This window comes from Phenylobacterium sp. (assembly GCF_030693405.1).
Lineage (GTDB): Bacteria > Pseudomonadota > Alphaproteobacteria > Caulobacterales > Caulobacteraceae > Phenylobacterium.
This window is the reverse complement of sequence record NZ_JAUYAW010000011.1, coordinates 17,963-30,891: the sequence shown is the minus strand read 5'-3', so window position 1 is coordinate 30,891 and position 12,929 is coordinate 17,963. Positions and strand designations below refer to the sequence as shown.

Annotated in this window: 13 protein-coding genes; 10 read left to right on the top strand and 3 right to left on the bottom strand. The window is 67.0% G+C overall.

Features of this window, described 5'->3' with window-relative positions:
- Positions 1-68 precede the first annotated feature (68 nt).
- On the bottom strand, positions 69-614 hold the full coding sequence (locus tag Q8N19_RS02695; RefSeq protein ID WP_305588102.1) for a GNAT family N-acetyltransferase: 546 nt from the start codon (positions 612-614) through the stop codon (positions 69-71).
- A 96-nt stretch (positions 615-710) separates the two neighbouring features.
- Between Q8N19_RS02695 and pyrE the strand changes: the two genes are divergently transcribed.
- From pyrE to aspS, 10 genes are all read left to right on the top strand, one after another.
- Positions 711-1,295: an orotate phosphoribosyltransferase gene (gene pyrE / locus Q8N19_RS02690; RefSeq protein WP_305588101.1), complete on the top strand. Its 585-nt coding sequence runs from the start codon at positions 711-713 to the stop codon at positions 1,293-1,295.
- Positions 1,292-2,050: a pyridoxine 5'-phosphate synthase gene (locus Q8N19_RS02685; protein WP_305588100.1), complete on the top strand. Its 759-nt coding sequence runs from the start codon at positions 1,292-1,294 to the stop codon at positions 2,048-2,050. The genes pyrE and Q8N19_RS02685 overlap by 4 nt, the downstream gene beginning before the upstream one ends.
- Positions 2,047-2,445 carry a holo-ACP synthase gene (gene acpS / locus Q8N19_RS02680; RefSeq protein ID WP_305588099.1) on the top strand — a complete coding sequence of 133 codons (399 nt, stop codon included), beginning with the start codon at positions 2,047-2,049 and terminating at the stop codon, positions 2,443-2,445. Before Q8N19_RS02685 ends, acpS begins: the two co-directional genes overlap by 4 nt.
- Before the next feature lie 121 nt (positions 2,446-2,566).
- Positions 2,567-3,346: a signal peptidase I gene (lepB, locus tag Q8N19_RS02675; protein WP_305588098.1), complete on the top strand. Its 780-nt coding sequence runs from the start codon at positions 2,567-2,569 to the stop codon at positions 3,344-3,346.
- A gap of 10 nt (positions 3,347-3,356) precedes the next feature.
- Positions 3,357-4,055 (top strand): ribonuclease III, encoded by a 699-nt coding sequence (gene rnc / locus Q8N19_RS02670; RefSeq protein ID WP_305588097.1) that lies wholly within the window; start codon positions 3,357-3,359, stop codon positions 4,053-4,055.
- Positions 4,052-4,984: a GTPase Era gene (gene era / locus Q8N19_RS02665; RefSeq protein ID WP_293316889.1), complete on the top strand. Its 933-nt coding sequence runs from the start codon at positions 4,052-4,054 to the stop codon at positions 4,982-4,984. The genes rnc and era overlap by 4 nt, the downstream gene beginning before the upstream one ends.
- Positions 4,984-5,715, top strand: a complete 732-nt coding sequence (gene recO / locus Q8N19_RS02660) for a DNA repair protein RecO (RefSeq protein WP_305588096.1) — start codon at positions 4,984-4,986, stop codon at positions 5,713-5,715. The genes era and recO overlap by 1 nt, the downstream gene beginning before the upstream one ends.
- 43 nt (positions 5,716-5,758) lie before the next feature.
- On the top strand, positions 5,759-8,008 hold the full coding sequence (gene parC / locus Q8N19_RS02655) for a DNA topoisomerase IV subunit A (RefSeq protein WP_305588095.1): 2,250 nt from the start codon (positions 5,759-5,761) through the stop codon (positions 8,006-8,008).
- An 83-nt stretch (positions 8,009-8,091) separates the two neighbouring features.
- The gene (locus Q8N19_RS02650) at positions 8,092-9,420 is read left to right on the top strand and encodes a serine hydrolase (RefSeq protein ID WP_305588094.1); all 1,329 of its coding nucleotides are present in this window, start codon (positions 8,092-8,094) and stop codon (positions 9,418-9,420) included.
- 107 nt (positions 9,421-9,527) lie between these two features.
- The gene (gene aspS / locus Q8N19_RS02645) at positions 9,528-11,309 is read left to right on the top strand and encodes an aspartate--tRNA ligase (RefSeq protein WP_305588093.1); all 1,782 of its coding nucleotides are present in this window, start codon (positions 9,528-9,530) and stop codon (positions 11,307-11,309) included.
- 121 nt (positions 11,310-11,430) lie between these two features.
- Here the strand turns inward: aspS and Q8N19_RS02640 are convergent, their stop codons facing one another.
- Together Q8N19_RS02640 and Q8N19_RS02635 are read right to left on the bottom strand one after the other, a co-directional pair.
- A complete protein-coding gene (locus Q8N19_RS02640; protein WP_305588092.1) occupies positions 11,431-12,297 on the bottom strand; it encodes a pentapeptide repeat-containing protein in 867 nt (288 codons plus the stop codon).
- Between the two features lie 83 nt (positions 12,298-12,380).
- Entirely contained in the window at positions 12,381-12,869 is a 489-nt protein-coding gene (locus Q8N19_RS02635) for a pentapeptide repeat-containing protein (RefSeq protein ID WP_305588091.1), read from the bottom strand.
- Positions 12,870-12,929: the final 60 nt, after the last annotated feature.

The following is a 12,929-nucleotide window of genomic DNA, read 5'->3' as shown; positions in this document are numbered from 1 at the left end:
CCTTAGCCTTGGCGGGCCGTTAGTTGCAAACTGGTCGCAACTTGTCTGGGGATGTGGCCTGGCCCGTCTCAGGCCAGCTGAGGCGCCTTCCAGGTCCAGGGGGTCTTGGCCCCCGGGAAGGTCTCCAGCGTACAGCGCAGATAGAGGCTGTCGGCCCAGGTGTGGCCGAGCAGGTAGGTCTTCTTGGCGCTGCCCACCACCACGAAGCCCAGCCGCTCCAGTAGCCGCCGGGAACTGGTGTTGTTGGGATCGACGTCGGCGGTGGCCTCGTTGAGGCCCCTGTCTTTGAAGGCCCGGTCGATCACGGCGGAGACCGCCTCATGGGCGTAGCCCTGGCCCTGGGCCTTGGGGTGCAGGATGTAGCCGATCTCCGGATCGGCCCAGAAGCCCACCTTGCCCACCACCTCGCCGGCCTTGGTCACCACAATGAAGTCGTCGTTGCGGGTGGCCATCATGCCGTCCAGCCAGAGGCGGGTCTCGGCCAGGGTCTCGTGGGGCAGGGTGGACCAGAAGGCCATGGCGTGGGCCGAGGACAGGATCTCGTGCATGGCCTCAAGGTCGCTGGCCTGGGCGGGGCGCAGCGTCAGGCGCTCGGTCGTGATAATCCCAGGCATGGGGCGCTCGGCTCCTGCGAATCTCCAATCCCATATTGGCGGGCGGAGGTGACATCCAGTTCGGCCTCAGATAATTCGCCCCAAGGAGGCGGCCAAATGACCACTGACGACGTCCTTGAGGAATTCCGCGGCGCTGGCGCCCTGCGAGAGGGCCACTTCGTCCTGGCCTCAGGCCGCCACAGCCCCATCTTCCTCCAGAAGAACCTCGTATTCCAGTACGCCGATCGCACAGAACGCCTGTGCCGCGCCCTGGCTGATCAGATTGTCGCGCAATTCGGCAAACCCGACGTGATTGTCGCCCCTGCGGTAGGCGCCATCATCCCTGGGTATGAGGTCGCTCGCGCCCTGGGCGTTCCCTCCATCTATGTGGAACGTGAGGACGGCCGCTTCCAGCTGCGCCGGGCCTTCAAGATCGCGCCAGGCGCCAAGGTGGTGGTGGTCGAGGACGTGATCACCACAGGCGGCTCGTTCCGCGAGGCCGTTGAGCCGATCGAGGCGGCGGGCGGCCAGGTCCTGTGCTGCGCCTGTATCGTCGACCGCTCCGGCGGCCGGGCCAATGTCGGCTGGCCGCTGGTGGCGCTGGCCACGGTGGACTTCCCCTCCTACGCGCCTGACGAAATTCCCCCGGAACTGGCCGCCCTGCCGGCTGAAGAACCCGGCTCCAAGAGGCTGAACCGATGAGTTTCCTGCGTCTGGGGGTCAATATCGACCATGTGGCGACCATCCGGAACGCCCGGGGCGCGGCCTATCCGGACCCGGTGCGGGCTGCCGAACTCGCTCTCATGGCCGGCGCCGACGGCATCACCGCCCACCTGCGCGAGGACCGCCGGCACATTTCCGACGCCGACATCGACGCGCTGGCCGTCATCCTCAAGCGCCGGGGTCGGCCCCTGAACTTCGAGATGGCGGTGACGGCCGAGATGGAGGCCATCGCCCTGCGTCACCTGCCGCATGCGGCCTGCCTGGTGCCTGAGCGCCGGGAAGAGGTGACCACCGAGGGCGGTCTGGACCTGATCAAGGGCCACAACAATGTCGCACCCGTCGCCGGCCGGCTGGCGGCGGCCGGCATCCGCGTCTCCTGCTTCATTGACTCAGACCTGGACCAGGTGGCTGCAGCCAAGGCCATGGGCGCCCAGGTGGTGGAACTGCATACCGGCGCCTATTGCGACGCCGTGCGCGACGGCGACCCCCGCGCCGCCGAACATCTCGCGCGACTGAGCGCCGCCGCCGCTGAGGCTGGGCGCATCGGGCTTGAGGTTCACGCCGGCCACGGTATCGACTTCGAGACCGTCAAGCCGATCGCGGCCATTCCGCAGGTGGTGGAGCTGAATATCGGCCACTTCCTGATCGGCGAGGCCATCTTCATCGGCCTGCCGGCGGCGATCGGCCAGATGCGGGCCCTGATGGATCAGGTTCGCGGGGAGAAGGCGGCGTGATCATCGGCCTTGGCTCCGACCTCGCCGACATCCGGCGCGTCGAAAAGACCCTGGAGCGGTTCGGCGAGCGGTTCACGAACCGCATCTTCACAGAGACCGAGCGTCGTCGCTCAGAACGCAAGCCCGACAAGGCCGCCAGCTACGCCAAGCGGTTCGCCGCCAAGGAGGCCTGCTCCAAGGCCCTAGGCACCGGTTTCCGCCGCGGCGTCTTCTGGCGCGATATGGGGGTGGCCAACATGCCGTCAGGCGCCCCCACCATGGCGCTCACCAATGGCGCCCTGAAGCGGCTGCAGGAGATCACGCCGGCCGGTCATCGGGCCGTCGTGCATGTGACGCTCACCGACGACCACCCCTACGCTCAGGCCTTTGTGATCATCGAGGCCGTGCCCGAATAGCATCAGGACGCGGGGGAATGGGCCATTCGGGCCGCTTCTGGGGGGCTTGGCTTGCTACGGGACGGTCCAGGCGATAGCTAATCCCATTCCGCGCGCTCTTTTCGCGCCCCAAGGACACCGCATGAGCGAGAACGTGCAGAGCGCGCCGGCTTCGGAGAAGCCTGACGCCATCCAGGAGATCGTCGAGATCGTGAAAACGGTCGTCTACGCCCTTCTGATCGCCCTGGTCCTGCGGGTGCTGTTCTTCCAGCCCTTCACCATTCCGTCGGCCTCGATGGAACCGAACCTGCTGGAAGGCGACTACATCATCGTCTCCAAGTACTCCTACGGCTATTCCCGCCACTCCATCCCGTTCAGCCCGCCGCTGTTCGAGGGACGGCTGATGGCGCGTGACCCGTCGCGCGGGGATATCGTGGTGTTCAAACTGCCCCGTGATGGTCGCACAGACTACATCAAGCGGCTGATCGGCATGCCCGGCGACCGGATCGAGATCCGCGGCGGCCAGATCATCCTCAACGGTGAGCCGGTTCCGCGCGAAGCCATGTCGCCGGGGATTATCGACACGGGATACGGCTTCACCCGCGAGGTCATGCGTTATCGCGAGACCCTGCCCGACGGCCGCACCTATGTGACCTACGACCTCGGCCCCGACGGCGAGATGGACAACAAGGGCCCATTCCTGGTGCCCGAGGGGCATTACTTCTTCATGGGCGATCACCGGGACAACTCCCTCGACAGCCGCGCGCCGATGGAGATCGGCGTAGGCTATGTGCCGGCCGACCATCTGGTGGGCAAGGCGCAGGTGATCCTGCTGTCGTGGGAGCGCGGGGCGTCCCTGTTCAAGCCCTGGACCTGGGTCACCGAAGCCCGGCCCGGTCGGTTCTTCAACATCCTCCAGTGATCCTTCGCCCATGAACCGGCGTGCTGCGGCGGTCGCTCAGCTCGAGGCGAGGATCGGACACCAGTTTTCGGATCGCGACCTTCTGGAGCGGGCGCTCACCCACGCCAGCGTTGGCGAGGGCGCGACCAAGGTGCGCCACTATGAGCGTCTTGAGTTCCTGGGCGATCGGGTGCTGAACCTGCTGGCCGCCGAGCGCCTGATGGGGCTCGACGCCGAGGCCCGGGAGGGGGAGCTGAGCCGGCGGCTGGCCAATCTGGTAAACTACCAGGCCTGCGCCACGGTGGCCCGGGACATCGGTCTGGGGGACGCCCTGCGGCTCTCGGCCAGCGCCACCAAGATCGGGGCGCGGGACTCAGACACCGTGCTGGGGGACGCCTGCGAGGCGCTGATCGGCGCGCTCTATGTCGACGGAGGTTTTGAGACCGCCCGGACCTTTTTTCTGCGGTTTTGGGCCGAGGCCTTTGCGGGTCTCAACGCGCCCCGGGGCAAGGATCCGAAGACCCAGCTCCAGGAATGGGCCCAGGGCCAGGGCCTGCCTCTGCCGACCTATGGCATGGTCGCCCGTGAGGGCCCCGACCACGCGCCCGCCTTCACCGTCGAGGTGCGGGTCCAGGGCTATGATCCCGAAGCCGCCCAGGGGCGTTCCAAACAGGAGGCCGAGAAGGCCGCCGCCCTGGCCATGCTGTTGAAACACGAAGGACCACAATGACCCGCGCCGGCTTCGTCGCCATCATCGGAGCGCCCAATGCGGGCAAGTCCACCCTCACCAACCGTCTGGTGGGGGCCAAGGTCTCCATCGTCACCCAGAAGGTCCAGACCACCCGCTTCCCCGTGCGCGGGGTCGCCATCGAGGGCGAGAGCCAGATCGTCCTCGTCGATACGCCCGGCATCTTCGCGCCGCGCCGCCGCCTCGACCGGGCCATGATCCGGTCGGCCTGGGGTGGGGCCGAGGAGGCTGACGCGGTCGTCCATCTGATCGATGTCCAGGCCGAGCTCGCCGTTGGCGTGGCCGAAGGCAGTCCTGCGGACAAGCGGGCGGTGATCGACGTCCAGACCATCATCGAGGGCCTGAAGATTTCTGGCCGCAAGGCGATCCTGGCTCTGAACAAGATCGACGGGGTCAAGCGCGAGCGTCTGCTGGCCCTGTCCCAGCGCCTGTTCGACACCGGCGTCTATTCCGAGGTGTTCATGATCTCGGCCGCCGACGGCTCAGGCGTGGACGACCTCAAGCGTCGGATGGCCGAGCTGGTCCCGGAGGGGCCCTGGCTCTATCCGGCCGAGCAGACGGCTGATCTGCCGGCCCGCCTGCTGGCCGCCGAGATCACCCGGGAGAAGCTCTATCTGCGGGTCCATGAGGAACTGCCCTATGCGGCGGCGGTGGACACCACGGCCTTCGAAGAACGCCGCGACGGCTCGGTGCGGATCGAGCAGACCATCTATGTGCAGCGCGACAGCCAGCGGCCGATCGTCCTGGGCAAGAACGGTCAGACCCTGAAGTGGATCGGCCAGAAGTCGCGGGAGGAGCTGACCGAGCTGTTCGATCGTCAGGTGCACCTCTTCCTGCACGTAAAGGTCGATGAGACCTGGGCCGACAAGCGCGAGTTCTACGGCGACGTGGGCCTCGATTTCGACGTCTGATGGAGTTCGAAGACGACGCCTTCGTGCTCTCGGCCCGGTCTCATGGGGAGACCGGGGCCATTGTCGATCTGCTGACCTCTGAGCACGGCCGCTACGCCGCCCATGTGGCGGGCGGGGCCTCGCGACGCCTGAAGCCCTTCCTGCAGCCTGGTGCCCAGGTGCGGGTGAGGTTCCGGGCGCGGGTGGCCGAGCAACTGGGCGCTGTGACCTTGGAGCCCATGGGGGAGGGGCCTGGCGCCCTGTTCGACGATCCGCTGGCCTTGCACGGCCTCTCGGCCGCCGCCGCCGTGGCCGCAGGCGCCCTGCCTGAGCGCGAGCCCCATCACGGCGCCTACCTGGCCCTGGAGGCGTTGATTTCGGCCCTGGCCGCTCCCGACATCTGGCCGGCGGTGTTCGTGCGGTTCGAGGCGGGTCTGCTTCAGGATCTGGGCTTTGGCCTCGACCTGTCCAAATGCGCCGCCACCGGCTCCATGGACGACCTGATCTATGTCAGCCCCCGCACGGGGCGAGCGGTGAGCGCTCAGGCTGGGGAGCCCTATAAGGACAAGCTGCTGCGTCTGCCGCCTTTCATGCTGTCAGCGCAATGGGGGCTGGAGGCCGGCGATATCGGCTCAGGCCTTGATCTGACCGGCCACTTTCTGGAGGCCTTCGTCTTCAATCCCCTGAACCGGCCGCTGCCGCCGGCCCGGGTCTGGATGATCGACCGGCTGTCGGATGCGAACCGACTGTGACGGCGAGGGCGCGGCGCGCTAGAATCGCGCCGACGGAGAATCAATGAGCAAGCACGTTCCTCCGCCGTCCGACGACGACGGCGACCGCATCATCAATGAGCCGCTGACCGAGGCCCTGTCGCGGCGCTACCTGGCCTATGCGCTGTCGACCATCACCGGCCGCGCCCTGCCCGATGTGCGCGATGGCCTGAAGCCCGTTCATCGGCGCCTGCTGTTCGCCATGCGCCAGCTGCGCCTGGATCCGAACTCCTCGGCCAAGAAGTCGGCCCGGGTGGTTGGCGACGTGATCGGTAAGTACCACCCGCACGGGGACTCGGCGGTCTATGAGGCCCTGGTCCGACTGGCCCAGGACTTCTCCCAGCGCTACCCGCTGATCAATGGCCAGGGAAACTTCGGCAATATCGACGGCGATAACGCCGCGGCCATGCGCTACACCGAGTGCAAGCTCACCGAGGCCGCCCAACTCCTGCTGGACGGGATCGATGAGGACGCCGTCGATTTCCGGTCGACCTATGACGGCGAGGACGAAGAGCCGGTGGTCCTGCCGGCCGGCTTCCCCAACCTCCTGGCCAATGGTTCCAGCGGCATCGCCGTGGGCATGGCCACCTCGATCCCGCCGCACAACGCCGGCGAGCTGATCGACGCCTGTCTGCTGATGCTGGACGCCCCAGACGTGAGCACCGCCGACCTGATGGTCCATGTGAAGGGGCCGGACTTCCCCACCGGCGGGGTCATCGTCGAGCCCCACGCCTCGATGGTCGAGACCTATGAGACCGGCCGGGGCGGCATCCGCACGCGGGCCACCTGGACGCGGGAGGACACCGGCCGCGGGACCTATCAGATCGTCATCACCGAGATCCCCTATCAGGTGAAGAAGGCCGATCTGGTCGAGCAACTGGCCAATCTGATCGAGAACAAGCGCGCGCCCCTGCTCGGCGATGTGCGCGATGAATCGGCCGAGGACGTCCGCCTCATCCTGGAGCCCAAGAGCCGCAATATCGAGCCCGAGGTCCTGATGGAGAGCCTGTTCAAGCTCTCTGACCTCGAGACCCGGTTTCCAGTGAACCTCAACGTGCTGGACGCCCGGGGCACGCCGCGGGTGATGAGCCTGAAAGAGGCCCTGCGCGCCTTCCTCGATCATCGGCGCGAGGTCCTGGTGCGTCGGGCACGGCACCGTCTGGGCAAGATCGAGGCCCGGCTGCACATTCTTGATGGCCTGCTGATCGCCTACCTCAATCTGGACGAGGTGATCCGCATCGTTCGGCACGAGAACGAGCCCAAGGCCAAGCTGATCGAGACCTTCACGCTCTCCGAGCTGCAGGCCGACGCCATCCTCAATACCCGCCTGCGGCAACTGGCCCGGCTGGAGGAGATGGAGATCCGCCGTGAGCATGGCGAGCTGTCGGAAGAACGTGACGGCCTGCTGAAGCTGCTGGAATCCGAACCGCGCCAGTGGAAGCTGGTGGGGGTGGGCCTCAAGGAGGTCAAAAAGGTGCTCGGTCAGGAGACCAAGCTGGGCGCCCGCCGCTCCATCTTCGCAGACGCCCCTGATGTGGACGCCGAGGCGGCCATGGAGGCGATGATTCCCCGCGAGCCGATCACCGTCATCCTGTCGGAGCGCGGCTGGATCCGGGCGGCCAAGGGCAAGGTGGACGACCCCTCCGAACTGAAATTCAAGGAGGGCGACAAGCTGGGCTTCATTGTCCCGGCCGAGACCACCGACAAGCTGCTGATCCTGGCCTCGGACGGACGGTTCTTCACCATCGGCTGTGACAAGCTGCCCTCGGCCCGGGGCCATGGGGAGCCCTTGCGCCTGATGATCGACCTGGAAGACCAGGTCGATATCATCGATGTGTTTGCGCATAAGCCCGGCGTGCGCCGGGTGCTGGCCTCCAAGGCCGGCTACGGCTTCATCCTTAATGAGGACGATGCGGTCTCGGCCCGCCGGGCCGGCAAGCAGGTGCTGACCGTGGACAAGCGCGGCGCGGTTCCCACCCTGGCCGTGAACGGCGACCATATGGCCGTCATTGGCGACAACGGAAAGATCCTGATCTTCCCCGTGGCCGAACTGCCGGAGATGCCCCGGGGCAAGGGGGTCAAGCTGCAGGCCTACCGCGAGGGGGGACTGCGCGACGCCGCGGTGTTCACAGCCGAAACCGGCGCCACCTGGATCGATCCGGCCGGCCGCACGCGGGTCTGGGGCGAGTGGCGCGACTGGCTGGGCCGCCGCGCCGGGGCGGGCAAGCTGGCGCCCAAGGGCTTCCCGACCAGCAAGCGGTTCAAACCCAAATAGGCTGCGGCCCTGGCCAGCTTGGCCATTGCCGGAGGAGCGTTCTCCGCTAGGTTCTGCGCCGAACGCTTGGGGAGAGCCATCACATGCTTGGACGTCATCATCTGGCCACGGCGGCCGCCGCCGTGGCCCTTGCACTCGCGCCTGCGCCAGTCCTGGCCCAGCGGGCGCCCGCGGCCCTTTCACCCGCATCCAGCCCTGAGTCGGTCGGCTTCTCGTCAGAGCGGCTGAAACGGCTGGATGCGGCCATGGCCAAGGCGGTGAGCGATGGCCGGGTGGCCGGCATGACAACCCTGCTGGCTCGCCACGGCAGGGTGGTGGCCTTCAACACCTATGGCCAGGCCAGCCTGGCCGACGGGCGGCCCATGGAGAAGGACGCGATCTTCCGCATCTACTCCATGACCAAGCCGATCACGGGCGTCGCCCTGATGATCCTGTTCGAGGAGGGCCGCTGGCGCCTGGACGATCCGGTCAGCCGCTACCTGCCGGAACTGAAGGATCTCAAGGTGATGACCGGGGTCGATGCCGACGGGGCGCCGATTCTTGAGCCTGTGACCCGCGAACCGACCATGCGCGAGCTGATGAGCCATACCGCCGGCTTCGGCTATGGCCTGTCGGACGAGCACGCGTTCGACCGCATGTTCCAGCAGGCCCGCGTCCTGGGATCGAGTTCACTTCAGGAGATGGTGGAGAAGACCGCGGCCATCCCGCTGAAATTCCAGCCGGGAACCGACTGGAGCTATTCCATCGCCGTCGACCTCCAGGGCCGCATCGTCGAGAAGCTCAGCGGCCAGACCCTGGGCCAGTTCATGTCCGAGCGGATTTTCACGCCGCTGAAGATGGCCGACACCGGTTTCCAGGTTCCGGCCGGTACGGCCAGCCGCCTGGCGGCGGTCTATGTGGGCGACCCCAGGAGCGGCCAGCTGGTCGAGGCCCTTGAGCTGGCCGGCGCGCCGGCCCAGGACTTCACCAGGCCCCCGGCCATCGAATCCGGCGGCGGCGGCCTCGTTTCCACCGCCACCGACTATGCCCGCTTCGCCCAGATGATCGCCAATGGCGGGGTGCTGGACGGGGCCCGTATCCTCGCGCCCGCGACCGTGGAGCTGATGGGGACCGACATGATTCCCGCCAAGGCCCTGGTCTCGTCCAACGGTTCGGTGGGCCTGCGCTTCAATGAGGCGGTGGGCTTTGGCCTCGACTTCATGGTCATCAAGGACCCGCGCAAGGCCGGCGGTCTTGAGGGCGAGGGGACCATGAGCTGGGGCGGGGCGGCCGGCACCTGGTTCTGGGTCGATCCGACCAATGATGTGGTCTTCGTCGGCATGATCCAGCGGTTTGGCGGCACGGGAGGCTCGGACCTGGGCACGGCGACGCGCACCCTGGTCTACCAGGCCCTGGTCGATCCAGCGAAGTAGGTTCAAGGGCCGGAGGGCCGGCCCTGCGCCGGTCCTTCGCCTTGACAAGGCAGGCCCCGCATGCGCCCTTCCGCGCCTCGATTTCCCTGCTTTTTCTGCGACTCCTCATGCACCCATATCGCTCCCACACCTGCGGTCAGCTTCGCGCTGGCGACACAGGGCAGTCCGTCCGCCTCTCGGGGTGGATTCATCGCAAGCGCGACCATGGCGGTCTCGTCTTCGTGGACCTGCGGGACAATTACGGCCTGACCCAGCTGGTGCTGGCGCCGGAGACGCCGGGCTTTGCGGCCGTGGAGCGCCTGCGGGCTGAGAGCGTCATCTGCATTGATGGCGCGGTGGTCGCGCGCACGCCGGAGACCGTGAACCCCAACCTGCCCACGGGCGAGATCGAGGTGCAGGTCAAGGGCGTCCAGGTGCTGTCGGAAGCCGCCGAGCTGCCCCTGCCGGTGTTTGGCGAGCCGGACTATCCGGAGGAGATCCGCCTCAAGCACCGCTATCTTGATCTGCGGCGCGAGACCCTGCATCGCAACATCCTGCTGCGCAGCCAGGTGATCGCCTCGATCCGGCGGCGGATGACCGACCAGGGCTTCAACGAGTTCCAGACCCCGATCCTGACGGCGTCGTCGCCGGAAGGCGCCCGGGACTTCCTGGTGCCCTCGCGCCTGCATGCGGGCAAGTTCTACGCGCTGCCCCAGGCGCCGCAGCAGTTCAAGCAGCTGCTGATGGTGGCGGGCTTCGACCGCTATTTCCAGATCGCGCCCTGTTTCCGCGACGAAGACCTGCGGGCCGACCGCAGCCTGGAATTCTACCAGCTCGACGTCGAGATGAGCTTCGTCACCCAGGAAGACATCTTCGCGGCCATCGAGCCGGTGATGCACGGGGTGTTCGAGGAGTTTTCGAACGACAAGCCGGTGACGCCCTATCCGTTCCCGCGCATCCCCTACCGGGAGGCGATCGCCAAGTACGGCTCGGACAAGCCCGACCTGCGTAACCCCATCCAGATGCAGGCGGTCTCGGACCACTTCCGCGGCGGCGGCTTTGGTCTGTTCGCCCGCATCCTGGAAGACCCCAAGAACGCCGTGTGGGCGATTCCCGCCCCCAAGGGCGGCAGCCGCGCCTTCTGCGACCGGATGAACTCCTGGGCGCAGGGCGAGGGGCAGCCGGGCCTGGGCTATATCTTCTGGAGCGAGGACCAGGGCGGCTGGGGCGGCCCCATCGCCAAGAACCTGGGGGCCGAGAAGACCGACGCTCTGATGGGCGCGCTGGGCCTTGGCCAGGGCGATGCGGCCTTCTTCGTCGCGGGCGATCCGAAGGTCTTCTACAAGTTCGCCGGCGCTGCGCGGACGAAGGTCGGGACCGACCTGAAACTGGTGGACGAGGACCGCTTCGAATTCGTCTGGATCGTCGACTTCCCAATGTTCGAGATGAACGAAGAGTCGAACCACGTCGACTTCTCGCACAACCCCTTCTCCATGCCCCAGGGCGAGATGGAGGCCCTGGAGACCCAGGACCCGCTCGACATCCTGGCCTACCAGTATGACATCGTCTGCAACGGCTATGAGCTGTGCTCCGGCGCGGTGCGGAACCACCGGGCCGATGTGATGCTCAAGGCTTTCGAGATCGCCGGCTATAGCCAGCAGGTGGTCGAGGACCAGTTCGGCGGCATGCTGAACGCCTTCCGCTATGGCGCGCCGCCGCACGGGGGCCTGGCGCCGGGCATTGACCGTATCGTCATGCTGCTTGCCGGCCAGACCGCCATCCGCGAGGTGATCGCCTTCCCGCTGAACCAGCAGGGGCAGGATCTGCTGATGAGCGCGCCGTCTGAGGTCGAGGAGAAGCAGTTGAAGGAACTCAGCCTGCGCCTGGCCCTGCCGCTGAAGCCCGCCTAGAGCCCTTTCCGATCTGATGGCTTCAATCAGATCGGATAAAGGGGGCTCTAAATCACAAAGTTAGAGCGTTTTTGATCCGATAACGGCGTCACACTTATCGGAAAATGCTCTGGGCCCGCGTTCAGTCCACCGACACGAGCCGGCGCGGCGCAGGCGGCGCAGGCGGCGCCGGGGGCGCCGGGGGCGCGGCGATCTGGACGGTGATCCGCCGACCGCCGCAGGCCCGGACGAAAAGGCCCGGCGGCGGCTTGGTGGCGCTGTCGCCGCAGGCGTCATTCAATTGCGACTGGGTCAGGCCGCGGGCCTTGGAGAGATCGACCCCGCCGATGTTGGTGCGGTCTAGGCTCGCCCTGCGCAGGTCTGCGCCGGCGAACACCGCCCCCCGCAGGTTGGCCATGTCCAGGTCTGCCTCCCGGAACGAGGCGCCGTCGAACCGACCGCCGCTAAGGTTGGCCGCCGTCAGTTCAGCATCGTCGAAGTTGGCGCCCTGGGCGTTGACGCGGTTGAAGTCCGCCCCATTGAGCTCGGACTTGTCCAGTCGGGCGCCTCGCAGATTGGCTGCGGCGAACGTCGCGCCCATCCCCTCAATATCCCGCAGGTCTGCCCGGCTGAGATCGGCGCGGCTGAAATTGGCCCCGTTCAGTTCGGCGTTGCGAAGGTCTGCGTCGGTGAGGGTGGCGGCTGCAAAGCTCGCCCCCATCATCTGGCTCTCGGACAGGTCGGCGCGGGTCAGGTCGGCCTTGTCGAACACCGAGCCCTGGAAGAGGGCGCCGCGCAGGTCCGAGCCCACCAGGGCCGCAGCTGTGAAATCGGCGCCCATGAATCGCGCGCCGGCCAGCTTGCGGCCCGACAGTTCGCATTTGGCGCAGGAGCCGCCGAAGGCCACCATCTTGGCCACGGACCTGTCGCTGGTCATGGCGCTCGCCATGCCTGGCGCGAGGCCGGTGAGCACGGCGAGGAATGTCAGCAGGCAAGAAAGCCGAGTCATTGCGGCGGAGTGCTCCTGGTCCAAGGCTTCATCTGGGACGGGGCGGCCGGAAAGACCACTTAATTCCTAGTAATTTTGCGACCTTAGCACGGCGGGATGCGCAGCCCGCCCGGCAGGCGGGTGGCGGCGTCGCCGCAGGCCTGGTTCAGCTGCGCCTGGGAAAGTCCCACGGCCCGGGCCATCTCCGCTCCAGAGAAGTTGGCGCCGGTCAGCCGCGCGCCGCGGAAATTGGCGCCGTCCAGGTGCGTGCCTACATAGCTGGCGTTGGTCAGGTCGGCGCCGGCGAAACTGGCGCTGGAGAAGACGCCGCCATAGGCCTCTACGTCACGCAGGTCGGCGCCGGCGAAATTGGTGCGGTTCATGATGGTCAGGCTGAGATCGGCCTGGCGCAGGCGGGCGCCGGCCAGGTTCTTGCCCTTCAGGGTCAGCCCGCTGAGCTCAGCCTGGAAGAGGTTGCACTTGGGGCAGTTGGCGCCGGCCCGGACCTGGCTAATCTGTCCGGCGTTCTGGGCCGCCGCAGGCGCAGCCAGGGCGAGGGCGACGAGAAGGGCGGGAAGTCCAGACAGTCTCATGGCGGCGCCTTGCATCATACGGAGCTAAGGGCCTAGCCCTTGCAAGCTTAAGGCCAGGTG

What these genes read in the sequence shown, in the direction of transcription:
- Q8N19_RS02695 (WP_305588102.1), bottom strand. Translation starts at nt 614, where the DNA reads ATGCCTGGGATTATCACGACCGAGCGCCTGACGCTGCGCCCCGCCCAG.
- pyrE (WP_305588101.1), top strand. Translation starts at nt 711, where the DNA reads ATGACCACTGACGACGTCCTTGAGGAATTCCGCGGCGCTGGCGCCCTG.
- Q8N19_RS02685 (WP_305588100.1), top strand. Translation starts at nt 1,292, where the DNA reads ATGAGTTTCCTGCGTCTGGGGGTCAATATCGACCATGTGGCGACCATC.
- lepB (WP_305588098.1), top strand. Translation starts at nt 2,567, where the DNA reads ATGAGCGAGAACGTGCAGAGCGCGCCGGCTTCGGAGAAGCCTGACGCC.
- rnc (WP_305588097.1), top strand. Translation starts at nt 3,357, where the DNA reads ATGAACCGGCGTGCTGCGGCGGTCGCTCAGCTCGAGGCGAGGATCGGA.
- era (WP_293316889.1), top strand. Translation starts at nt 4,052, where the DNA reads ATGACCCGCGCCGGCTTCGTCGCCATCATCGGAGCGCCCAATGCGGGC.
- recO (WP_305588096.1), top strand. Translation starts at nt 4,984, where the DNA reads ATGGAGTTCGAAGACGACGCCTTCGTGCTCTCGGCCCGGTCTCATGGG.
- parC (WP_305588095.1), top strand. Translation starts at nt 5,759, where the DNA reads ATGAGCAAGCACGTTCCTCCGCCGTCCGACGACGACGGCGACCGCATC.
- Q8N19_RS02650 (WP_305588094.1), top strand. Translation starts at nt 8,092, where the DNA reads ATGCTTGGACGTCATCATCTGGCCACGGCGGCCGCCGCCGTGGCCCTT.
- aspS (WP_305588093.1), top strand. Translation starts at nt 9,528, where the DNA reads ATGCACCCATATCGCTCCCACACCTGCGGTCAGCTTCGCGCTGGCGAC.
- Q8N19_RS02640 (WP_305588092.1), bottom strand. Translation starts at nt 12,297, where the DNA reads ATGACTCGGCTTTCTTGCCTGCTGACATTCCTCGCCGTGCTCACCGGC.
- Q8N19_RS02635 (WP_305588091.1), bottom strand. Translation starts at nt 12,869, where the DNA reads ATGAGACTGTCTGGACTTCCCGCCCTTCTCGTCGCCCTCGCCCTGGCT.